This is a genomic window from Lacinutrix sp. Bg11-31, from assembly GCF_002831665.1.
GTDB lineage: Bacteria > Bacteroidota > Bacteroidia > Flavobacteriales > Flavobacteriaceae > Lacinutrix.
The window spans coordinates 2,871,895-2,896,417 of record NZ_CP025118.1; the positions used below are offsets into that span (position 1 = coordinate 2,871,895).

Sequence of the window (24,523 nt, forward strand, 5' to 3'; positions counted from 1 at the left end):
AACCGTGAACATATTAAATAAAAAAAGCGAGCTAATTATTTTAGCTCGCTTTTCATTTATAAAATAATCTAATTTTTACTCTTTAATAAACTTTAATACAGCATCTACTCCATTAAATTTAATAAAGTAAGTTCCTGTAGCTAAGTTTGAAACATCCATTGTGTTAGCTGTTCCATTTATTGCTTGGTCTTTAACTTTTTGACCTAACATATTAAATACTGCAACATTATAATCTTGCTCAATATTCTTAAAAGTAATCAATCCTTTTGTTGGATTTGGAAATATTGAGATACTATTAATAGCAAATTCATCTACACTTAAACTACAAGTGTAAGCAGGTAAGTTGTAGCCTTGAGCAGTAAACCTATTTGTCATAGCAAGAATATCATCACATGTATAACCATGAGCGGTTCCCATATCTATAGCGGCTTGTCTAACAGCAATTGCAGCATCTTCTTGGTTTGTGTTGCTATTTGTCATCCCTAAACCCTCTAAAAAAGCTTTATCTGTTTTTTCACGACCTATATCTTCCCAGATTTCCATTAATGTGGTTGCCCACATTTGTCCATCTGCGTGTATTTGTCCTACCAATCCTCCTGGATATTGTGCACCATAAACTGTAGTTCTTCCGTTCCAACATTCATTATGTCCATCCCAACCAAAAACCCAGTTTCTAGCAGCATCACTTGCAGACCATTGTCCTAAACTTCTTTTATATGAGTTTGCCCAATAGTCTCCACTCCCTTCACTTAATCCATTTACTTGAGATAAACCTCCATTTGTAATCCAATCATGTAATCCATGACCTAATTCGTGTAAAATTACATCTGCATCTTCTCCATCATCCACACAGCCTTCTCCAAAGTTTAAAGTGCCTCCAGAATAATAAGAATTATCTGCTCCATTAGCTCCATGTGGATCGAAACGAATAACACCTCCATTTTGAGATGGAGCTAATGTAATGCCTAAATCTATATTGATGTAACGCATCGCTTTATCTGTATGGTAATATACGTTTGCAGCCTCGAAACCGTCTTCTTGTCTATTAAATTCAAAATTACTTGAGGTTTGAATAAATAAACCTTTATTAGGAGATGTTAATTCTGAAATTTGAGTATAGGGTCCTTTTAAGGTATAATTTCCACCTGAAAACTCAATATCTAGAAGGTTTACTGCAGTTCTTGCGGCATCTAGAGCAGCATTAGTCGCATCATTTCCATCTACATATTGTCCGCCATAAGGGCTTGTACTTGCGGTTAATGGATCTGTATCGAAAATCATGGCTGTTCCTGTTCCCATAAATGAGGATGGAGCATTATTTTTTTGAGTGTTTTTTTTCTTGTCTTTATCTCCATGATTATAGTAAAAAGCAATGTCTTTAGACCTTAAAACAGAACCATTTTGAGCATCTACCATAACTTCCCAAGCCCCAGGTTTTGAGTAAGCATTTATTAAAACCCTTCGTACCAAATGTGTTTGGTTTTCATGCTTTATTATGAAAATTTTATTTTCCAAACTTACAACGTCAGATGCTAGAACGTTTAAGTTTGTTAATGCTGTTTGTTGCGCTTGTGCATCAGAGATACTTGGTGTTGTGTTTATAGTTTCTATTGAATCATCATAAGTACTTGCATGAAAAGAAACTCTTTTATTATTCGATACGTGAATGGTAACTTCTGCTTTAAAAACTTGTACACCATTCATCATTTGATAAAACCGAAACGTTTCACCAGATAATCCAACCCTACTAAACTCCATGTCTAATGTATGGTTATCTTGAATGTTTAAATCGTGCTTATTATTTTCTAACCAATTGCGAGCAATTGTTTCTTTTTCGCTTTGTGCAAAAAGTGTAGCACAGCATAAAGCTGTAAATAAGATGAAAAGTAGTTTTTGTTTCATTATTTTAAATTTAATTGTTTGTTATAATTAATTATATGCAAGATAGTTACAATTATTTAAAAGGTAATCATAGCAGAAAAAGCCAACATAGATTGGTTACCTTTAAACTTCTTGTTACTCCCTGTTAAATCTAAATCGTTATTAGTATTTAGTGCATTTAACGTGTTTAAAAAGCCATAAATATACTGGGCTTTAAATTTAATTATACTAAATCCTGCTGTTAAACCAATTGCTCCATTTACATTAAAATTAGAAATATCTGTAATATCGTTAGCGGTTAAAGCATCGTAATTAGAAATTAAAAAATTCTCTTGTTGGTCGTCTTTTAATTCTAAATCACTATTGTACTGTAACATTGGTCCAAAGTCTAAAGTTAAATAGCTTCCAGCCAATTTAGCATGCCATAAAAAGGCTACTTGTGCTGTAAAAATTTTGTATTCTAATTCTTTAGCAGATAAATCTAAATTACTTGTACGACCAGAAATACCGATAGTGTTTTCTGAAAGTTGCATACCATAACTTGCATTATACCATTTGTGTGGAATGTCTACAGTAGCACTCATTCCTCCAATCCAACCGTCTCCTTTTGTGGTTTGAAAATTATCTGTAATAATATCGAATTGTGTAATACCACCAAACAAACCAAAGCCATTTTTAATGTCGTAGTTTTTATGTTGGGCAAAACTTTTTGTAACAAAACATAGCATAAGTGCTACTAATAAGGAAAGTTGTGTTTTTTTCATCTGTAATTTGGGTGTTTATGAGCAAATATAACTTAAATTAGTATTTCATTTTTATTAACCTTAAAAGCTAGTTATTTAGCTTTATTAACCATTTAAAAAACTGTTATGGGAAAAATTATTCTTATTCCGATTTTATTTTTCGGTCTTATCATTTTAATTTCAGGCATATTTACTGTAAAGCAACAAACCGCAGCTATTGTAGAGCGTTTTGGTAGATTTCTAAGTATTCGTCAATCTGGATTACAATTTAAAATTCCGCTAGTTGATAAAATTTCAGGCCGATTAAGCTTAAAAATTCAACAATTAGATGTTATTGTAGAAACAAAAACTAAAGATGATGTATTTGTGCGTTTAAAAGTTTCTGTACAATATAAAGTTATTAGAGATAAAGTTGAGGATGCTTTTTACAAATTAGATTATCCGCACGATCAAATTACTTCTTATGTATTTGATGTTGTACGTGCAGAGGTACCAAAAATGATTCTTGATGATGTGTTTTTGCGTAAAGATGATGTTGCTATTGCAGTAAAATCTGAACTTAATGAAGCAATGTCTGACTATGGTTACGATATTATTAAAACCTTAGTAACAGATATCGATCCAGATGCACAAGTAAAAGAAGCAATGAACCGTATTAATGCTGCAGATAGAGAAAAAACTGCTGCACAGTATGAAGGTGATGCACAACGTATTTTAATTGTTGAAAAAGCAAAAGCTGAAGCAGAAAGTAAGCGTTTACAAGGACAAGGTATTGCAGACCAACGTCGTGAAATTGCACGTGGTTTAGAAGAAAGTGTAGAAGTATTAAATAAAGTTGGTATTAACTCTCAAGAAGCTTCTGCTTTAATAGTTGTAACACAACATTACGATACTTTACAGGCTATTGGTAGCGCAACAAATAGTAACTTAATTTTATTACCTAACACACCTCAAGCAGGAAGTAATATGCTAAACGATATGGTTGCAAGTTTTGCTGCTAGTAACGAGATTGGTGAAGCTATGAAAGAAGCTAAGCTTAATAAAAAAGCTGGTAAAGAGTAGTTTCTATTGCATATAAAAAAAGGGTAACTTTTAAATAAAGTTACCCTTTTTTTATAGCACAAAACCTATACTATTCTAAAGTTATTTTAGATGTAGTAACCAATAAATCTCCATCGTAAATATTAACAGTATAAGTTCCTTCTTCAAGGTCTTTATCTTCATTAAAAGTGAAGTAATCACAAACGTTTAGGTTTTCGTTTTTGTATACAAATGCCGTTTTAAAAGAATACTCATTATCACTACCTTCAGCTTTTAAAGCTTTATCTTTAGATACAACTACTGCATTATTTGGATCTAAAATTTGAACGTATAATGTTTTATTAGACTCTTTAATCAAGGTGTTTTTAGCTATAGAATAACAAATTTTAAATTTATTAACTCTTCTTGCTTTGTCTGTTAAAATTTCTTTTCCAGAAGATTTTTCCTTAACGCCTTCTATTGTTAAATCGAGTAAGTTTAAAAAATTAGCTTCATTAATCTTTTTATTTAAATCTTCTTTTTCTTCAACTAAACCTTCTTTCTCTTTGTTTAGAGATGCGTTTAACTCTTTACTTTTAGCTAATTGGTCCTTACGTTTTGTAAGTGAGTACACTAAAATATTATTGTCTTGTCTTAATTCTTTATTATCTCTTATTAGATTTTTTAACTCGCTATCAAGTTCTAATTGCATTCCTTTTAGTTTAATTAATGCTTTGTAACTTGGTTCAATAATTTTTAAAGAATCGATTAGTTTTTCTATTTTTAGTTTAGCATCTTCTAGCTTAGAGTCCTTTTCTTTGCTATTATTAATAGCCACATCGTAAGCCGTAGACATGTCTTGTAGTTCTTTCAACACTACTTGTTTTTCCATTTCTAACTCATTATCTACTTTTGGATCAGACTTGCAAGAGTAAACTGCAAAGCTTATTAAAACAAATGCAAATATTGCTATGCCTCTTTTTAATTGTTTTCTGTTATTTGTTATCATAATATTTATATTTAGTAGTTTAAAGTAGTAAGACAATCTAAAATATAATTACCCTACTTTTTAAAATATAAATACTAAAAAATATTATTTAAAAGGATGCCTCTCTACCCATTTTGTTACTGGGTTTAGGTACTTAACTATTAATTTAAGCATTGAGTTTGCTATAAAATTAGTGTGCTTCATGTAAATGTGCATAGCTTTAGGTTTTGCGCCTACAGAGCTTTTAATTTCCATTGCTGTTCTAGCATAAACAATATTTTTAAAGTTGTTTTCTATAGCAAATTGAGCCATATCAAAAAGCATATTCAAATATATTTGATGCTTATATTGAAACTCTGGGTTATACCCTAAAAAGTAAGTTTCTAATGTTTTATTATTAAGGATTAAAGTGAAAAAACCCACAAGTTCTTCATCTATAAAGTAACCAAAAACTTTAAAGTCGGCTTTTAATTCTTGTTTTAAAGTTTTAAAATGATTCTCGCTTAATATGAAGGAGTTTACACGTGCATTATCTGAAACCTCTTTATATAATTTAAAAATTTCAGATTGTAATACCGTTAAGTCTTCAATGCTTAGTTCTCGTTTTATAATTTGCTTTCCTTTCTTTCTTGCCGATTTAAAACGATCTCTATACTTTTTAGTAAAAGATGAAGTATAATCTTCTAAAATGGTCCAAGATTCTGGAATATTAAAAACCATATTTGGCTGTACTTGTATTTTATACAGTTTTTGAGTTTTAAAAAAGGCTTGATTATTATGAATTGAATCATCTTCAAAATAATCTTTAAAAGCAATTAGCCTCACTTTTTTGTCATGCTTTTGCTTTAAATTAGATTTAATTTGTTCTATAGCAATAGATAGTTGGTTTAAGTATTCTTTATAGCTGATTTCTTCAGTATTAAAATACAAACCATGTTGTCCTGTATGCATTATATTACCAACAACTAAGGTGTTTCCTCTAACTATTTTAGATATTAATTGTTTAGATTTTCTAGTTATATACTTGTCATTATTATTTCTAAAAATATCTTCTAAATACATTTCTACACGTTGAACTATAGCTATTCCAACGAGTTCTTCTGCTTTAAAAACACCAATATAGTGTGTTGTAATGTTTTTAGGTGAAGATTGCTCTAAAGCGCTTAAAAATGCTGTTTTTAAGAACACATCGTTATTAGGCAAAGCATTCCAGGATTCTGGTAATTCTTCTACTCTATTATATATTTTAATTTGTGATTTGACCATAAAAAAACTGATGGTAACCCATCAGTCTTAAATTTATTTATTTTATAAAATTACATTATTAAACCCAACCACAAACAATTGCTCCCATTATTGCTAAAGAAACAATCCAATATCCTGAGTTAATAAAAATGTATTTCCAGCTTTTACGCTCGAACATTCCATTAATTGCTATTACAGGAAAGAATAAGAAAACACCAGCTAAAACACCGTGTAAGGCACCATGTTTAAAACTTCTAAACTCATTTCCATACTCTTCCATAAAAGCAAGATATGTTGCAGTTTCACCTAATTCTCCTTGAGCTAATGCAAAAGCTCCCATTTGGTGTGTGGTTAAGTTTTGCAAAAAGAAAGCTAAAATGAATGATAGTAATAACGTAAGACCAAAAATAAGAGCCATGTTTCCGCTTTTCATTTTTTCTTGGGTCATTTCTGCTTCTCGCATCCATGCATTACCAAAAAGTTTTGGGTTGTACCATAAAAACCCAAGAACAATAGGCGCAATTGCTGCTACCAAGATTGCTAAAAAATTAAATTCCATAATTAAAAGTGTTTTTGTTAGTTGGTTCAATTTACAAAAAAAAGATTTCACCTTTTACTTTACTATAAATAACACATCTAAAATTATTATCACATTAAGGATTAATTATGTTAATACTATTCAATAATTAGTTTTTTGATTACTTCGCTATCATTTACTTTAATTTTTATAAAGTATAAGCCAGACTGGTATTTAGAAATATTTAATTTATGCTGTGCTTTACCACTAAAACGTGTTGTAGAAACCGTAGTTATACTTTGACCTAGATTATTTAATAATTCTATTTGGTAGGTGGCTCCTAAAGTTGTATTTATTCTAATATTAACCTCTTCTTTGGATGGGTTTGGGTATACAGAAATTGCACTTTCTAATAGGTTTTCGATAACAGATAAAGTGGAATCCACCTTAGTAATAGTAATATTATCTATAAAAGTACTGTTGCTATAATCGTTAATATTTATAAATCTTAACAAAATGTTTTCGCCCACATAAGGCGTTAAATCTACCGTTTCTGTTCTCCAGTTTGCAACGCTATTTGGAGACCAAACTGAACCTACATAAGGAACAGTAGCTAAATTAAGTGCGTCTTTAAAATAAATTTGTGTATAGTTTGCTCCACAATCTATAGAAACTTCTACACGTAAACCATCGTTATATGATGCAGACCATTGTGCTTTTGCTAGATCGAAAGTTAGCTCTGCTGTACCTTGATGAGTATTATCAAAATACTCTGTAGTAAATGTATCTAATTGACCTCTTGTTGTGTAATTTGCACCATCTACAAAAGCTGCTGTAGTTAGGTTTCCATCAATTCCAAAAACATTAGTTCTAGATATCCATGTTTTTCCGTTATCAGGATTGTCAAGAGACCAACCTACGGGAAACACACCATTTACTTCAAAAGATTCTGAATAATCTACAGCTGTTCCACTGTCTTGTGAATAGAAATCTAAGATTTTCTCGTCGTTACTTACAAATTCATCGCCTGCTAATGAAGTCCATACTCTTAAAGTATTATCTCCATTTGATGATAATGTTACTGGTGTTGTAAAATTGAAAACATCTGAAGCTCCAGAAGCTAATGGTCCTGTATAAGTTTCTTGAACAATTGGATCTGATCCTATTTGATATGAAATAACAAAGTTTGATTGAGAATCTATTCCTTCATTTTTAATATTTGCAGATACAATTATAGGATCTGTATTACAAATCGTCACGAAATCATTTGTTGAATTATTAATTTCTGTTACGCTTAAATCTTTAGACAAAGGGCAGTTAAATAAACCGCTTCCTGTGGAACTTACAGCAATTGTTCTTAAGGTTTCCCAACCGTTTCCTCCTTTTGCACTTACGGCTACCCAAATTGGATCAGAAGGATTAGGAATTGGAATTGCTAAAGATGTAGTAGTAGAGTTTCCTACAACTTCCATGTATTTATTTCCTAATAAGTATACATCATAAGAAGTTGCATCTGTAACAGCATTCCAAGTTACTGTAGCTTCAGTAGGACAGACTTGTGTAATATTAACACCTGTAACACGTGAAGCAATAGAAAAATTACTTGAGCTTTGGTCTGTTAATACGCCATTTGTAATTTTAACCAAATATTCTCCAGAAACACTACTAGGTACAGACCATGTGTAATTTTTAGCTGATACAGGCAAAGTCGTAATTGCATTCCAGCTTCCTCCATTATCTGTTGAATATTCTAATACATGTGAATTAGTAGCATTAACAGCATCCCAATGGATAACTTCTTGTGTACCTGCAACAAATTTTTGTCCTCCTGTTGGATAGATCAGTGTTATGCCGTTGGCAATAATTTCATATACAACATAGTATTTTTGTGGTCCCATAGGAACATTAAATCCAGATATATTAATGTTATATGATCCAGAAGTTGGATTATTAATTAACACTTGTTCCATATTATTTAAGTGATCTGCTCCTGTTGTTGCAGGAGTATTTAAATTTGCAGCATTAGGTGTTGCATCTAAAATCCATGGCTGGTGTGTTGTACTACCTGGATCTGTTACCACTAAATCTAAATCATTTACTAAAGCAGGAGAAGCACTAGGAGCTGCAGGAGCATCACTCCAATAAACCATAAAACGAACTTGAGAAGTATTAGCTGGAACTATAATAGAATGATTATTATTTGCACCTTGTGAAATTGTACTATTTAGGTAACGTCCTTCTTCAATTAGCATAGCTGCTTTTAATCCGTTTACCATTCCCCAACCAAAACTAAAATCTGGACCTACATTTCCATAATCGTTTGCTGTATTTAATAGGGTTGCTTTAATTAATGCCGATTCTGGAAAAGCGCCTCCATTTAAGTTTCCATAAGCTTCGTATAGTTGAGCAGAGACTCCTGAAATTCCTGGAGCTGCGCCAGAAGTTCCTCCAAATGTTTGGTAAGTGTTATTTTCTGCTGTAGATTCTTGGTTTTGTCCATGAGCAGTTATGTCTGGTTTAATACGTCCATCGGAAGCTGGTCCACGACTACTAGAACTCGCTAGTGTTCCATTAAAAAATGTGTTTGCAGTTGCTATTACGTTTTTTCCTTGTTTATGTCCTCCTGTTATATTTCCCCAACCTGCTCCTGCTCCATAACCACAATTGCTAGTTCCAGAATTACCTGCTGAAAACACATGAAGTAGTGAAGGCGTAGTATTGGTTTGTAAATCTACTGTTTGAGAAATTGAAGTGTAACCTCCATTACAACCATCTCCATAAGAAGAATTTGTTATTTGTACAGAACCGTTATTAATTAGGTCTGTCGTATCTGTGTCTAAAAAAGTAGATCCATATTCAACAACATATACGTCTGCACCAGCTGCCATTCCTCTTTTTGTTGGATCTAAATTACCTGCTCCTGTCATAATTCCAGCTACTCCATCACCATGAGTTTGTCCTGTCGTACTTGTTGCAGAGTTATCTATTCTTCCTTGGAAATCAATATGTGGTCCTACAACTCCATCATCTCTTACCATTACACCAATACCTGCACCAGTATAGTTTCTTCCTGTTGGTGTTTGCGTGTCTAAGTTTGCTGCTCTATGCAAACTTCTTCCTCTAATGTCTTCTTTTACAGCTGGTGCAGGAATTAGTTCTATCCATTTTACAAAAGAATTTGATACAACTGCGTCTATTTCTTCATAAGGCACTGCAATTTGTAATAGACTGCTTCCTTTATAATCTTCTAAAATTTCTACAGTACTGTTTTTTAATAACTGGTTCGTTACATAATTAGAACTTATAAAATCATAATATTCTAATACTAAAAGCACTTTATTGCCTTGTATTGCGTAATCATTTATAGTGTTTAATTTTATTTGAGAAGCCATTTTAAAGCTAATTTCTATTGGAATAATAGAAACAACTCCTGATTGTTTTAAGTAGGATACCTGTATGCTTTTTGGGCAATAGAAAAGATACGTTTTATCTGGAAAATACTCAATAAGTTTTATGTTTCTAGACTTAAATTGGTCTTGTATATTTTGTGATGGTGTTTCATTAAAGTTTGCCCATCCAAAATAGCCATTATTAAATTTGGAATTTTCTGGCATAGCATCCCAATTAAATGTTGCCATATTGTTAGGCATTGTTATAACTTCGTTTTGGAAATAAATTGTATTCTGAGCTTCAAGGAAATTGCAATAAAAAAAAGTGATTAGTGTTAATAAATAAGTACAAAAGTGTAAAGTGGTTTTGGTTAGTGTCGGTTTTTTCATAATAGTTTTAAGATTTATAGCGATTGTTTTTATTAGTGCAAGTTTTTAAATATTTACAAGCACTACTGTGAATTTAGTTTTTTATTTTTAAATATCCTTTTTTAGAAATTTTGATATATAAAAAACAAGATAAACTATTGGCTGTTTAAGCCAGTATTATAGTGAATTAAAGGTGTGATTAATCACTAAATGATACCTTAAAAAAAAAAGAAATAAATACTAATATTAGTATTTATTTCTTTTAATTAAAACTTATACGGTTAAGTAACCTTGTGGGTTTAAAACTTTATTTTATTGCTTTAGCCTCAGTAACTAACAGCTCGTTTTTGTCTTCTAAAGCTTTAGAAATAAAGTCGTTTATAGCTTCATTTTTTTCTAATCCATTGTCTAATAAAACACCTAAACTTATCATGGTAATAATACGAGTACCAGCCTTTTTAACTGCAGTTCCAAAAAGAGATTCTAAATCTTCGTAAGACACGTTTTTAGCCAATTCTTGTATTTCAGCTTTAGCTTTTTCGCGCTGTTCGTCTTGCATACGATCGTACTTTTTTCCGTAAGATTTTATTTGGTCTATTGCAGAACGTTTATCGTTTTGAGGTTGTTTTTGCTGATTATTCTCTGCAGTTTTTGGCTTCACTTTAGCCCAAGAATCTTTTAAACCAACTGTTTTATTAAACACTAATTTATTAGAACTTGAATCGCTATCTACATTAAAATAACCTAAACGTTGAAACTGAAACTGCTCACCTATTTTAGCTTCTGCTAAACTTGGTTCTACAAAAGCTTCAATGGTTTTTAAAGACTTTGGGTTAATAAACTCCATAAAGTCTTTGTCTGGCTGGCTATCTGGTGCTTCAACTGTAAATAATCTATCGTATTCACGAACTTCGGCTTTAATAGCATGTTTTATAGATACCCAATGTAAAGTTCCTTTTACTTTCTTTTCGGTATCTTGAGAATATGTACAATGAATTTCTGTTACATTACCTTCTGTATCTTTTACAACACTTTCAGCTTTAATAATGTAAGCGTTCTTTAACCTAACCTCTCCTCCTAATTTTAATCTAAAAAATTGACTACTTGCTTCTTCTTTAAAATCTTCTTTCTCGATATATAATTCGCAAGAAAAAGGTACTTTTCTAGAACCAGCACTAGCGTCTTCTTGATTATTTTCGGCTTCAAGCCATTCTTCTTTATCTTCTGGATAGTTAGTAATAACTACTTTTATAGGGTCTAAAACAGCCATTACTCTGTCTGCTTTTTTGTTTAAATCTTCACGAATACAGAATTCTAAAAGTGAAACATCTATTAAATTTTCGCGTTTAGCAACACCAACTGTTTCTACAAATTTTCTAATAGATTGTGGTGTATAACCACGACGACGTAAACCAGAAATGGTTGGCATTCTTGGATCGTTCCATCCAGAAACCACACCATCTTCTACCAATTTAAGCAACTTCCGTTTACTCATAATAGTATAAGTAAGGTTTAAACGTGCAAATTCACGTTGTTTTGGTTGCATTGGGTACTTGTTTTCTGCAAAACCATATACTTGTTCCTTAAACCAATCGTAAAGTTCTCTATGAGGCTTAAATTCTAATGAACATAATGAATGAGAAACTTGTTCTATATAATCACTTTCACCATGCGTCCAATCGTACATTGGGTAAATACACCAATCGCTTCCTGTACGATGATGGTCCTTTTTTAATACACGATACATAATTGGATCTCGCATTAACATATTTACATGTTGCATGTCTATTTTAGCACGTAAAATATGTTCGCCTTCATTACATTCTCCGGCTTTCATTTTAGCAAAAATTGCAAGGTTTTCTTCTACTGTTCTATTTCTAAAAGGTCCATCTACTCCTGGTTGTGTTGGTGTTCCTTTTTGCTCTGCCATGGCTTCGCTAGACTGAGAATCTATATACGCTTTACCATCTTTTATAAGTAAAATTGCCCAATCGTAAAGTTCTTGAAAGTAATCTGACGAGTAACGCTCTTCTGCCCATTTATAGCCTAACCAAGAGACATCTTCTTTAATAGCATCTACATATTCCTGCTCTTCTTTTGCTGGATTTGTATCATCAAAACGAAGATTTACAGGTGCATTATATTTTTCACCTAAACCAAAACTAATACCAATAGCTTTTGTGTGACCAATGTGTAAATAACCATTTGGCTCTGGTGGAAAACGAAAACGTAGTTTATCTTGAGATAAACCGTTTGCTAAATCTTCTTCTATAATGTGCTCTAAAAAGTTGAGCGATTTTGCTTCTGTAGACATATATTTTATTCTTTACTGGTATTGATTATTTACTTTCTCGTTTTCACGAGAATGACCGTTTTAATAGAAATATCGATACTATCGAGACGTTTTTTCTCAATTAAATCAATTTAAAAACAGATTGTAAAATTAGTTAATTTTATTCTGAAACAAATTGGAAGTCATTTATAATTATTTAAAGCCTCTTTTTTGAGTACATTTGCCATTCAAAATAAAGAAAATGGGAATAATTAAAGTTGAAAATATCCGCATACATGCTAATCATGGTTGTTTAAAAGAAGAAACAGCTATTGGAAGTGATTATCGCGTAGATTTAAAAGTAAAAGCAGATTTAGAGAAAAGTGCAAGTTCTGATGCTCTTAACGATACTGTAGATTACGTTTTTTTAAATAAAGTTGTAGCAGAAGAAATGGCTACTCCAAGTGCACTTTTAGAGCATGTTGCAAAACGTATTTTAAGACGTATATTATCTGAAGCTAAACAAGTTAGTATAGCAACTGTTTCTGTAAGTAAAATTAATCCACCTATTAGTGGAGACGTTGAAATGGTTACTATTGAATTAACTGAAAAAAGAAAAAGTTAATCAATATAGTTTAGAATGGTAAATATTTTTATATTTGCTGTCTTAATTAAGGTGTCGTGGCCGAGTGGCTAGGCAGTGGTCTGCAACACCATCTACAGCAGTTCGAATCTGCTCGACACCTCAAAGAAGAGTTACTTGAAAAAGTAGCTCTTTTTTTATGTTTAAATTTTAGATAAATTTATAGTACTGTTTTTAGCCAAAAAAAATTATTTCACTTTAACATAATACCTTAAATACTTATTAGTAATTGTATGGTCTGCATTTGATGCATCTGATATTAACTGAAAAAAGTAACGCTCATTATTATAATCTACTATTCTAGCGGTTCCTATTACATTGGTTTTAGAACTATTTTTAATTTCAAAATCTATTCTGTCTAAATCGTTTGTAATTGTATTAACAGTTAATAGTTTCTTTACAACTAATGTACTGCCTGGATATTTATCTATTAATTGCCTTCTAAATGCTTTCCACTGCTCTAACTGGTCTTGATTTTTATCTATTTTTAATTTATTACAAATAAAATAATAACCTCTAGATGTTGCTTTTATTGGGAGTTCGTTGTCTTCACTATAAATAGTTAATCTAAATCGTTTTGGAAGCTTTAATTTAACTTTAGCATTTAAAATAATAACAGTGTCGGTTTCCATTTTTCTTGAAAATTCGGCTTTACTATTATTAGGGCTTAAGTAATTTATGGTTGCTACTTTATTTCGCCTTTCTTTTGCTTTTTCTAACTGTTTAAGGTAATCGAGTTCATATTGTGAAGTGCTTGAATTATCACTACTTAAACTAGAAACAGTACGTCCAATTTTAAAAACAAAAATAATTACTGTTAATACAATAGAGCCACCAATCCATAATGGGCTTTTACTTTTAACTTTTTTTCTACTTTGTTTAATATAGGGTTGATTTTGTCTTTTAGGCTTTGTAGAGGCTTTAAAAGTAGCTTTAGGTTTCCCTTTACTATAATCTTTACAAGTATATTTAAAATTTGGTTTTTGTCCTGTTAAACCACAAAGTGTCCCAAAACGATCGTCTACCTTTTTATTAATGCATTTGTTGCAATATTTAAGTCTAATCTGTTCTTGAGATTCCATTAAAAAAAGCGTTTATTAATGTGTTTTCTCTTCTATTTTTTCGAAGATTTCTTGAGGATTCAATTTATCTTTTGGAAGAAAACCTTTTACAATAAGAACCGTTCCGCAAACTACTAAAATAAGACCAAGAAAACGTTTAACTTTAATAATAGCTTTAGGTGTGAGTTTATTTTTTAATTGTTTTGCAAGTAATATTTTAAATAAATCTGTTACAAAATATGCACCAATCATGGTACCAAAAAAGACAATAAATCTATTAGGATCATTATCTAAATTAGGTCCAACAACTATTATAATTCCTAACCAGAAAACTAAAACTCCAATGTTAATAAAGTTAAGAAAGAAACCTTTAATAAATAATGAAATGTAGTTTGTTTTAGGTTTTACTAGTTCTGTAGTATCAACAACTTCCTTTTTTTGTTTTTTAAAGAAAATTATAAAACCATAAATAGCCAATATAGTACCTCCAAAAACATAAAGACCAGGTTGGTTACTTAAGTTTTCTAATAATTGAAAACTTGAAAAATAAGCGATGGCAATAAATAGTATATCTGCAACAATAACGCCTAAATCGAATGCTAAAGCAGCTCTAAAACCTTTTATTACACTAGTCTCAATGAGTACAAAAAAAACAGGACCAATCATGAAAGCTAAAAAAAAGCCTAATGGTATTGCTGCCTGGATATCTTCAATCATAGAAAAAAAGGTAAGTGTTAATACAAAGTAAAGAAATTATGTGATTAAAGTAAAGGATTAACTGTTTTTAGTGTGTTAGATATGAGTTTATACAAAAAGAGCTTCAGATAAATCTGAAGCTCTTAGTATATTAATGTAATGTTTAAACTCTAGTCTTTCATCTTTATTCTACCACCAAAAGTTTGCTTTTTCTTTACATTTTTAGGGTTTCCGTAGATATAAATATCTCCACCTGCAGTAATTCTAGCATCTACTGTTTCGCTAGCATTAACATCTGCTTCTCCTCCAGCACTAACTTTAACTTTAGTGTTATCTGTTATAAACTCACGACCTTGGTAAATTCCTCCACTGTTAATAGTTATCTCTTGAGATTTCGCTTTTCCTTTAGTTTCAATAATACCTCCAGAAACTGCTCTTACTTCTAAGTTTTTAACGTCTAATCCAATTTTAAGAATTGCACCTTCTTGTGCACGAAGTTCTATTTTATCTTGTACAATTAGCTCGTTACCAAAAATTTTGGCACCTTCATTTCCATCTATAACTTCTATCTTTTTGTAATGTACAGCTACAAATGTTTTAGTACCATCGAAAGTACGTTCTAATTTCATGCGTACTTTTAAAGTACCATCTTTGTTTATTATTTCTACATCGTCTGCATCTTGTCCAGAGACAATAACTTTGTTTTCTTCAGATTTAACCAAGCTAATATGAATTAAATCGTAAACTTTAACGGTTGTAAAATCTCCTACATTAATCTCTTTTGGATTTTGAGAAAAGACAGAAAGTGATATAAAAATAAATAATATTGATGCAAATTTTTTCATTGTAAATAGTGTTTCTTTAAAGAGTACTAAAAAATAAAAATGTTACAGTTTTGCAACATTATTTTTCTGAAACTACATGTACAGCTGTTCCTGTTACAGAAATCATAAGAATTCCTGAAGTTGCAAAAGTTTCTATATCAACATTAATTCCTACAACTGCATTTGCATTTAACTTTTTAGCATTGTCTTTTAGTTTTTGAAAACCTACTTCTTTTATTTCTTCAATATTACTTTCTAAAGAATCGTAATATTTAGTCATACTAAACGACATTCCAGTTTGCTTTCTATTTACTGCTACTCCAGTTACAATACCTTTATAATCGATTATTTTAAAACCTTCTATTGAGTTTGTTGTTGTTAGTATCATAATTTTTATGTTTTATTATTAGTAGACTAGTTTAGTAAAAAGTTACAGCGTATCACTTTAAGTGATTTTTGAAGCATGAAAAAATTGTATCAAGAAGTTTATATTTTATAAAAAACTTCTCGATACAATTATGATAAAAAAATAAGAATAACTAGAAGAGACACATCGTTCCTCCTCGCAATAACCTTATGCTTCTGGTTTTCCTATTAATTCGAAATCTAAGTGACGTTTTACTAAATCTGCATTTTTAACTTTAACAATAACCTCGTCTCCAAGTTGGTACATGGTTTTTGTTTTTTTACCAATTAAAGCAAATTGTTCTTTATCGAACTCGTAATAATCACCTTTAATATCACGTGTTCTTACCATACCTTCACATTTATTAGAAACAATTTCTATGTAAATTCCCCAATCTGTAGCACCAGAGATTACACCTACAAATTCTTCATCTTGATGATCTTGCATGAATCTTATTTGCATGTACTTAATAGAATCTCTTTCGGCTTTAGTTGCCAAATATTCCATATTACTTGAGTGTTTACAACGTTCCTGGTAAACATCTGCATTGGCAGATTTTTCTCCATCTAAATAACGTTGTAATAAACGATGTGCCATAACATCTGGATAACGACGAATTGGCGATGTAAAGTGACTGTAATAATCGAAAGCTAAACCGTAATGACCAATGTTTTTTGTAGTATACTCTGCTTTAGACATGGTTCTAATAGCTAAAGTATCTACTAAATTTTGTTCTTTTTTACCTTGAACATCACTTAATAGCTTATTTAAAGACGATGCTATACCTTCTTTACTATTAAAGTTAAGCTTGTGCCCAAATTTAGAAACAACGCCTTGTAAAGCCATTAATTTCTCTTCATTTGGCTCATCATGCACTCTGTAAACAAATGTTTTCTCTGGTTTTTGTTTTCCTATAAATTCTGAAACCTTTCGGTTTGCTAAAAGCATAAATTCTTCAATTAGCTTATTAGCATCTTTACTGGTTTTAAAGAATACACCTACTGGATTAGATTCTTTATCTAAATCGAATTTTACTTCAACTTTATCAAAAGAAATAGCACCATCACGCATACGTTTTCCACGCATAATTTTTGCTAGTTCGTCCATTTTTAAAACAGCATCTGCAATCGCTTGATCTGTTTTGTATTCTTTTCCTGTTAAAGAAACTTCGGCAGGAATAGTATTATTTTTATTTTCAATAATAGCTTGAGCTTCTTCGTATGCAAAACGTGCATCAGAATATGTTACTGTTCTACCAAACCATTCGTTTTTAATTTCGGCTTTACTATTTAATTCAAAAACAGCAGAAAATGTATATTTTTCTTCATGTGGACGTAATGAACATGCACCATTAGAAAGTACTTCTGGTAACATTGGTACTACTCTATCTACTAAATAAACAGAGGTTGCACGCTCATAAGCTTCATCATCCAGAAGGGTTCCTTCTTGTAAATAATGTGAAACATCTGCAATATGAATTCCTATTTCGTAATTACCATTTTCTAAAACGGTAAACGATAAAGCATCATCAAAATCTTTAGCATCTTTAGGATCTATAGTAAAAGTTAAATCCTTTCGCATATCGCGACGCTTAGCTATTTCTTCTGGCTTAATGTTTAAATCTATATTATTTGCGAAGTCTTCAACTTCTTTCGGAAATTCGTAAGGCAAACCGTAATCGGCTAAAATGGCATGAATTTCGGTATTGTGTTCTCCTGCTTTTCCTAGAACTTTAATTACTTTTCCGTTTGGAGAATCGGCTTTTTCTGGCCATTCTTCCATAGAGACTAATACTTTATCTCCATCGTTAGCATTCATTGTTTTATTGATAGGTACAAAAATGTCTGTTTTCATTTTATTACCATCGACTACTACAAAAGCGAAATTCTTTTTAGCATGAATTTGAATAATACCTACATACTCTGTTTTTGCACGTTTAATTATTCTAGTAATTTCACCTTCTTGTTTACCACTTTTTTTACGCTTGTAAACATATAATTCTACTTCGTCACCATTTAAAGCTTTGTTTACATTGTTTGAAGCAATGTAAATATCGTCTTCAAAATCATCACAAATAACGTAACCGTTACCACGTTGTGCAGCATCAAAAATACCTGTGTGATATACTGTATTATTAATTATCTGAAACTTGCCACGATCGATTTCTTTAATTTCTTCTTTGGCTTTAAGTTCTGCTAATTTTTTTATAATTTGGTTACGACTACTAGCATCGTTAACATCTAGTATAGCTCCAATTTGTTTGTAGTTGAATGCTTTGTTTCTATCTTTTTTTAAAATACTAAGAATTGTATTTGTAAGGTTGGAAATCTTGTTATGTGAAGGTTTCCTGTGTTTCTTTTTTGTCATTTAATTTGTAATGTAATTAATCCCTTTGAAGAAAGGAATCTTATTTATTTTTAACTTAATTCTTATAGAGAAGAGTTAATCGTTTTCACTTTAAATTTTCTTAGTGATCGTATTAATAAGTAATTAAGTTTATACAAATCTACGTTTTTAATATTTAACCTATGTTTCTTTAATATTAAGTTAACTTTAAGACTTATCCACATTTACATTATATATTATTATTCTTTCTTTAAAATTTAAAAAAAAAATGATGATTATGATGGCTTGTGAATAGCGGTATAACTTTTATACCTTTTGATTGTGTAGGTAACTTTTCTCTTTCTACTAACACTTTATAAACATATTAAAGTGTTGGTTTTAATAGTATTTAACTAAGCTATTAACAACTGTTAATAACCTATATTCACAATCAATTTTTAATAAGTATTTTATTTTTTTGTGTTTGTATGTGCAAATTTTTTAATGATAAGTCTCCAAAAAATAACTGCTAACTTTTTAGGTTGTTAATAACCAATTTTGGTTTGAAAAATAAATTGGATAATCCTAATAAAAGTTTTAAAAAACTGTGATTAGATATTAACAAGTAGTTACTATTAAAAGGTGTAGTTGTTAACAGTGATTTCTATTTAATAATAAAAGACACTTTAAATTATAATTCAATACTTTTAAATAATAAGTAACACTAAGATTTTTAATATTTTAAATCTTAATTTTACTGTATTTATCAAAAATAAAACTTTTACATAAGTTCATTAATATTACTTATTAATAGTTGCAAGCAATTATTAACTTTACACTTTTAATATACACACAACTCTATATTCTATATTTTTTAGAAACTTAAAAAAACGACTATGACTATTTCAATAGGAAACGATCACGCAGGAACAGACTATAAATTTGCTATTATTAAGCATTTAGAAGCTAAAGGTATTATAGTAACTAATCATGGAACAGATGCTAGCGATAGTGTAGATTATCCAGATTTTGTACATCCTGTAGCAAACGACGTAGAAAGTAAAAAAGCAGATTTTGGAATATTAATTTGTGGAAGCGCAAATGGTGTAGCCATGACAGCAAATAAACACCAAGGTATTAGAGCAGGTATATGTTGGACTAAAGAAATTACAGCACTAACAAGACAACATAATAATGCAAATATTTGTTGTATTCCTGCACGTTACACTGCATTACAACAAGCTATTGCAATAGTAGATATGTTTTTAGAAACTAAATTTGAAGGTGGAAGACATCAAAACCGTGTAGATAAAATACCTTGTTAATTGTCACATAATCACTCACATAATCATGCGCATGATCACAGTAATCTAAGAGGACGCAAACTTTTAATATCTATATTATTAAATATAGTAATAACAGTTGCTCAAGTTATTGGTGGATTGCTTTCTGGTAGTCTTGCTTTGTTAAGTGATGCTTTACACAATTTTAGCGATGTTATCTCTTTAATTGTAAGTTATATAGCCGAAAAATTATCTAAAAAAAAAGCCTCTCTACATAAAACATTCGGTTATAAAAGAGCCGAAATTTTAGCTGCTTTTATTAATGCATCAACCTTAATAATTGTTGCTATTTTATTGATTATTGAAGCTGTTAAACGTTTTCAAAACCCGCAAACCATAGAAAGTAATTTAGTTATTTGGTTAGCATTTATTGCTATTTTAGGTAATGGATTTAGTGTTTTACTTCTTAAAAAAGATAGTAAATCTAACATGAATATGAGAAGCGCTTATTTACATCTTATAACAGATATGATGGCAAGTGTGGCTGTTTTAATTGGTGGTTTATTAATGAAATTCTATCAATTATTTTGGGTAGATAGTGTACTTACATTTGCTATTGCTGTTTATCTTATTTATATGGGAATAGATTTATTAAAAGAATCTACCAAAGTTCTCATGTTATTTACTCCAGATACGATTCCTATAGATGAAATTGTTAAAGAAATTAATGCTATTGAAGACATAAGTAATGTGCACCATATACATGTTTGGCAATTAAATGAAGATGAAACTCATTTTGAAGCACACGTAGATTTTGAAAAAAACATTACCTTAACAGAGTTTGATGTTATTCTCTCTAAAATTGAAGAACTCTTGTTTCATAAATTTGAAATTAACCATATTAATATTCAGCCAGAATTTGGAAAGGACGATGTTAAAGATGTAATTGTGCAGGATTAAAAGTCTGTCACTTCGAGTGATTCGTAAAGTATGAACGAATTATATCGAGAAGTCATTATAATTAGCCAAAAAGGCTCTCGATACATTTTATTCGTACCTCATAAAACACTCGAACTGACAATATATTATAAACTATGCTAGAAATTAAAGTAAAAAGCTTTCAAGAATTAACAACTACAGAGTTATATAACTTACTACAACTAAGAAGCGAAGTTTTTGTGGTAGAACAAGATTGCGTCTATCAAGACATAGATAATAAAGACCAAAAAGCACTACATGTAATAGGCCTAAAAAATAAAAAAATAGTCGCTTATACACGCTTATTTAAACCAGGAGATTATTTCAATTTATCAAGTATAGGTAGAGTAGTGGTCGATAAAAATGAAAGACAACATAAATACGGTTACGATATTATGGAAGCGTCTATAAAATCTATAAAAGACCATTATAATACAACCGAAATAAAGATTTCGGCACAATGTTATCTTAAACGTTTTTATAACAACCTAAACTTTTTCGAAATAGGAGAGGAGTATCTAGAAGATGGTATTCCACACATTGGGATGCTTTATAAAAAATAAAAAAGCCAGCGCATTGCGCTGACTTGATAAGTAAAAAACCTTACTAAAAATTATTTACTTAGAAATATATTGTTTTTAATTTTTTTTTAAACCGAAATTATTTAGCAAAAGTAGTAAGTCTTTTTACTTTAAAGAAATATTATAGCCAACTATCATTATTAATTGTTTAAAAACACAAATAGGCAAATAAAGTAAAAGCGTTCAATATACATAAACACCAATCAACCGTTATTATTAACGTTTAAAGGATTTGTAAAAAATAACAAGCACAAAAAAAACCATCTTTCTAAGATGGTTTTTTACTTATATTTTAATATTTTTTTAATTAGCCTTACCAACATAAGTAACTAAAATTTCTACGCGTCTATCGAATTGTGGTTCTCCACCAAGAGGAAATTTTCTTCGTAAACCCACAAATTTCATTCGTCTTGTATCTACTCCTTTTCGTTCTAAATAATCATAAATATATTTAGCTCTAGCTACAGATAAATTACGTTTTCTTGTTTTTTTATCAACCGCATCTCGACTGTTTTGCGTGCAACACACATGACCTTGAATAGTAAAATAAACGTTTTTATTTTCTACCATAATTTTTGCAAGTGCTTCTAATGTTTTCTTAGAATCTGAAGTTACATAACTGTAACTAGTCTTAAAGTATATTTTATCTAAACGAATTTTATCACCTTTTTTTATGGTGCCTTTTTTAATATCGTCTGTAGTTTTTTCTTTGTTAGTTTCTTCAAAAACAATCTTTTCATCAACACTACTTATTACATCTTCAACAGGTTTGGTAGGTAGTTTTTTAGTTACAATAACTTCAACTTTTCTATTTAAACCTCGAATTTGGTGAATTTCTTCTTCATTTAAAACCTTTAAAAGTATTTCTCCTTTACCATTAACATTTGTAATTAAATCTGGATCAATGCCATAACCTGCAAACATTTCTTTTATAGCATCTGCACGATTTTGAGAGAGTTCTAAATTGTATTCGTTAGAACCTCTATCGTCTGTAAAACCATAGATTGAAACCTTTTCTACAGGAATGGTGTCTAACTTAGAAATAAATAGTAAAAGTCTATTCTCTTCTGTTAATGGTACAACATACTTATCTGTATCAAAATAGACATCGTGAGTAAATTCCTTTTGAGAAAACCCAAGCTGAGTTATAAATAGAAGTATGATAATTAAATATTTCATTTTTAGTAAAAAGGTGTTTAAATATACTAATTTTTAAGAATTTAAAAGTTTTCTTATTTTAAATAGCGTTCGTATTTAGATGGATTAGCTAATATTTCTGAAGCCTTTTTTATCTCTTTATTATGTAGCTTATAATAGTCGTATAAGCCTTCTCTATAAACGTAACGCTTAATTATTTCGTCGCTTAATAAACCCATTAGTTGCGATTTATTATCGTCTACAGCTTTTAATTTTGAATTATTTAAATTTTGAATTAAGTTATTATAATCACGTTGAATGTCATCATCTAAATTCTCTGTCTTAGCAACCTCTAAAGCTTTACTAAGAGACTTTTCAGTTTCAGTTTCAAAAGAAAAATCGGAAGACTTTAAGAAGCTTTTAAAATCTTGAAAATCTGAATCGGATAGTTTCCAGTTGTTAATATCACTAATGTTTTGATGATTGTAATAGTACTTTGTAGCATAATCGAAAATACTCTGATTGCTTAAAATAGCTTTTGTAATTGCTGAGTTTTTAGAGTAATCTAAAGCTTCATCTGGAAAAACACCACCACCATCAAATACCTTTCTACCGTTTTTAGTTTTAAAAGCGTTGTAATCTTTTTGTTTTACACGTACTGCATTTCCTTCTTCATCTTTATTCCAGTAATCTAAAGCTTGAATACAGCGACCAGAAGGTGTATAATAACGAGAAATAGTAACTTTTAACTGTGTACCATAGGTTAATTTTTTAGGACGTTGTACTAAGCCTTTTCCAAAGCTTCTTGCACCAACAACAACACCTCTATCTAAATCTTGAATGGTTCCAGAAACAATTTCACTTGCAGAAGCACTTCTACCATTTATTAACACTACAACAGGAATTTCTGTGTCTATTGGATCTCTTTTAGTATAGTATGTTCTATTGTATTTTTTAACTTTAGATTTAGTTGTTACTACTAATTGACCTTTAGGTACAAATAGGTTTACAACATTAACCGCTTCGTTTAGTAATCCACCTGGATTTCCGCGTAAGTCTAAAATAACACTTTTTGCACCTTGCGCTTTTAAATCTTTTAAAGCATAACCTGTTTGCTGAGACGCTTTTGCGTTAAATTTTCTAAGTACAATGTAACCTGTAGTTTCATCAATCATAGAGAAATGTGGTACAGCATCAATTTCAATTTCGCTACGTTTTACGGTTGTATTTGCCGTTTTACCTTGTCTTACATATGTAATTTCTGCAGAAGAATTAGGGACACCTTTAAGTAAGTTTCCTGCATCATCTTTATAATCTGCAACAACTTGACCATCTATTTTAATAATTTCGTCTCCTGCTTTTAAACCTGCTTTATCTGCAGGGTAACCTTTGTATGGTTCTACTATTAATAGTTTGTCTTTTAATATACGTACTTGAGCTCCAACACCTGTATAATCTCCGGTTCTTTGAATTCGTGCAGCTTCTACATCTTGCTCGTTATAGAATTTAGTATAAGGATCCAGATCATTTAGCATATTTTTAATGGCATTATCCATTAATTCACCAGGATTTGTTTCGTCTACATAATTCATATTCAACTCTTTAAAAAGGGTAGTGAATATTTCAATTTGCTTTGCAATCTCGAAAAAATCGTTGTTATATGTTTTAAAAGCAGAACCTGTAATTAATAATGTAAGTGCTAATACAGGAATGAGTACGCGTTGTTTTAGTAGTTTTTTCATTGTTCTAACTTTTAAAAATAGCTTCTGTAAATTTTATTAAAACCTTCTTCATTTTGGTATCTACCAATTCAAAATCAGGCATATCTTTACTAATATATAAAATCATTAACGTATAATCGTTAACTTCATTATCAATTAACATGGTTTTGTTTAGTCTATAAGCTTCACGAAGCAAGCGTTTTATACGAATTCTGTCTACTGCAAGTTTAAAATTTCGCTTACTAACCGAAACACCAACCTTTCTAGAATCTCCATGTTTTAAATAGACTAACCGCAAAGGATATGCCGAAACCGAGTTTCCGTCAAGAAATAATTTCTCGATGGTTTTCTGGCTTTTTAATTTTTCGTGTTTATTGTAGGTGAGCTTCATTGTAACAACTATTGCGAATTCTAGATTTTAATTAGCGTAATTAAGAAGCTAAT

General features: G+C 30.5%; 20 protein-coding genes and 1 tRNA gene. 6 read left to right on the forward strand and 15 right to left on the reverse strand.

Annotation, left to right across the window (positions count from 1 at the left end):
- Window positions 1-75 precede the first annotated feature (75 nt).
- Window positions 76-1,902: a T9SS type A sorting domain-containing protein gene (locus CW733_RS12915; protein ID WP_100997573.1), complete on the reverse strand. Its 1,827-nt coding sequence runs from the start codon at window positions 1,900-1,902 to the stop codon at window positions 76-78.
- Window positions 1,903-1,958: 56 nt separating this feature from the next.
- Window positions 1,959-2,645 (reverse strand): hypothetical protein, encoded by a 687-nt coding sequence (locus CW733_RS12920; RefSeq protein ID WP_100997574.1) that lies wholly within the window; start codon window positions 2,643-2,645, stop codon window positions 1,959-1,961.
- Window positions 2,646-2,750: 105 nt separating this feature from the next.
- Between CW733_RS12920 and CW733_RS12925 the strand changes: the two genes are divergently transcribed.
- Window positions 2,751-3,686, forward strand: coding sequence for an SPFH domain-containing protein (locus tag CW733_RS12925; protein ID WP_100997575.1), 936 nt, complete (start codon window positions 2,751-2,753; stop codon window positions 3,684-3,686).
- A 70-nt stretch (window positions 3,687-3,756) separates the two neighbouring features.
- Here CW733_RS12925 and CW733_RS12930 read toward each other — a convergent pair whose 3' ends face one another.
- The 5 genes from CW733_RS12930 to CW733_RS12950 form a co-directional block, all read right to left on the reverse strand.
- A complete protein-coding gene (locus CW733_RS12930; protein ID WP_100997576.1) occupies window positions 3,757-4,653 on the reverse strand; it encodes a hypothetical protein in 897 nt (298 codons plus the stop codon).
- 84 nt (window positions 4,654-4,737) lie between these two features.
- Window positions 4,738-5,898 (reverse strand): GNAT family N-acetyltransferase, encoded by a 1,161-nt coding sequence (locus tag CW733_RS12935; RefSeq protein WP_100997577.1) that lies wholly within the window; start codon window positions 5,896-5,898, stop codon window positions 4,738-4,740.
- 58 nt (window positions 5,899-5,956) lie between these two features.
- Window positions 5,957-6,436, reverse strand: coding sequence for a DUF1761 domain-containing protein (locus CW733_RS12940; protein ID WP_100997578.1), 480 nt, complete (start codon window positions 6,434-6,436; stop codon window positions 5,957-5,959).
- A 116-nt stretch (window positions 6,437-6,552) separates the two neighbouring features.
- Complete coding sequence (locus tag CW733_RS12945) at window positions 6,553-10,032, reverse strand: S8 family serine peptidase (RefSeq protein WP_232730366.1); 3,480 nt, start codon at window positions 10,030-10,032, stop codon at window positions 6,553-6,555.
- 427 nt (window positions 10,033-10,459) lie between these two features.
- Window positions 10,460-12,466, reverse strand: a complete 2,007-nt coding sequence (locus CW733_RS12950) for a glutamine--tRNA ligase/YqeY domain fusion protein (protein WP_100997580.1) — start codon at window positions 12,464-12,466, stop codon at window positions 10,460-10,462.
- 220 nt (window positions 12,467-12,686) lie between these two features.
- Between CW733_RS12950 and folB the strand changes: the two genes are divergently transcribed.
- Window positions 12,687-13,049: a dihydroneopterin aldolase gene (folB, locus tag CW733_RS12955; protein WP_100997581.1), complete on the forward strand. Its 363-nt coding sequence runs from the start codon at window positions 12,687-12,689 to the stop codon at window positions 13,047-13,049.
- Window positions 13,050-13,099: 50 nt separating this feature from the next.
- Window positions 13,100-13,170 (forward strand) — tRNA-Cys (locus tag CW733_RS12960).
- 85 nt (window positions 13,171-13,255) lie between these two features.
- Here CW733_RS12960 and CW733_RS12965 read toward each other — a convergent pair.
- The 5 genes from CW733_RS12965 to rnr all read right to left on the reverse strand — a co-directional run bounded on the left by CW733_RS12965 (window position 13,256) and on the right by rnr (window position 18,421).
- Window positions 13,256-14,149 carry a hypothetical protein gene (locus CW733_RS12965; protein WP_100997582.1) on the reverse strand — a complete coding sequence of 298 codons (894 nt, stop codon included), beginning with the start codon at window positions 14,147-14,149 and terminating at the stop codon, window positions 13,256-13,258.
- 15 nt (window positions 14,150-14,164) lie between these two features.
- A complete protein-coding gene (locus tag CW733_RS12970) occupies window positions 14,165-14,845 on the reverse strand; it encodes a LysE family translocator (protein ID WP_100997583.1) in 681 nt (226 codons plus the stop codon).
- A 149-nt stretch (window positions 14,846-14,994) separates the two neighbouring features.
- Window positions 14,995-15,669 carry a head GIN domain-containing protein gene (locus CW733_RS12975; RefSeq protein WP_100997584.1) on the reverse strand — a complete coding sequence of 225 codons (675 nt, stop codon included), beginning with the start codon at window positions 15,667-15,669 and terminating at the stop codon, window positions 14,995-14,997.
- 58 nt (window positions 15,670-15,727) lie between these two features.
- Complete coding sequence (locus CW733_RS12980; RefSeq protein WP_100997585.1) at window positions 15,728-16,036, reverse strand: heavy metal-binding domain-containing protein; 309 nt, start codon at window positions 16,034-16,036, stop codon at window positions 15,728-15,730.
- A gap of 186 nt (window positions 16,037-16,222) precedes the next feature.
- Window positions 16,223-18,421 (reverse strand): ribonuclease R, encoded by a 2,199-nt coding sequence (gene rnr, locus CW733_RS12985; RefSeq protein WP_100997586.1) that lies wholly within the window; start codon window positions 18,419-18,421, stop codon window positions 16,223-16,225.
- A gap of 854 nt (window positions 18,422-19,275) precedes the next feature.
- On the opposite strand from rnr, the gene rpiB reads away from it, so the two are divergent.
- From rpiB to CW733_RS13000, 3 genes are all read left to right on the forward strand, one after another.
- Entirely contained in the window at window positions 19,276-19,704 is a 429-nt protein-coding gene (gene rpiB / locus CW733_RS12990) for a ribose 5-phosphate isomerase B (RefSeq protein WP_100997587.1), read from the forward strand.
- Window positions 19,705-20,622, forward strand: a complete 918-nt coding sequence (locus CW733_RS12995) for a cation diffusion facilitator family transporter (protein ID WP_100997588.1) — start codon at window positions 19,705-19,707, stop codon at window positions 20,620-20,622.
- Between the two features lie 134 nt (window positions 20,623-20,756).
- Window positions 20,757-21,203 carry a GNAT family N-acetyltransferase gene (locus CW733_RS13000; protein ID WP_100997589.1) on the forward strand — a complete coding sequence of 149 codons (447 nt, stop codon included), beginning with the start codon at window positions 20,757-20,759 and terminating at the stop codon, window positions 21,201-21,203.
- Between the two features lie 321 nt (window positions 21,204-21,524).
- Here CW733_RS13000 and CW733_RS13005 read toward each other — a convergent pair whose 3' ends face one another.
- Genes CW733_RS13005 through rnpA form a run of 3 tightly spaced genes read right to left on the reverse strand, consistent with a single transcriptional unit; the run spans window position 21,525 to window position 24,470 of the window.
- A complete protein-coding gene (locus tag CW733_RS13005; RefSeq protein WP_100997590.1) occupies window positions 21,525-22,400 on the reverse strand; it encodes an OmpA family protein in 876 nt (291 codons plus the stop codon).
- A gap of 53 nt (window positions 22,401-22,453) precedes the next feature.
- Window positions 22,454-24,100: a S41 family peptidase gene (locus tag CW733_RS13010; protein WP_100997591.1), complete on the reverse strand. Its 1,647-nt coding sequence runs from the start codon at window positions 24,098-24,100 to the stop codon at window positions 22,454-22,456.
- 4 nt (window positions 24,101-24,104) lie between these two features.
- The gene (gene rnpA / locus CW733_RS13015) at window positions 24,105-24,470 is read right to left on the reverse strand and encodes a ribonuclease P protein component (RefSeq protein WP_100997592.1); all 366 of its coding nucleotides are present in this window, start codon (window positions 24,468-24,470) and stop codon (window positions 24,105-24,107) included.
- Window positions 24,471-24,523 lie beyond the last annotated feature (53 nt).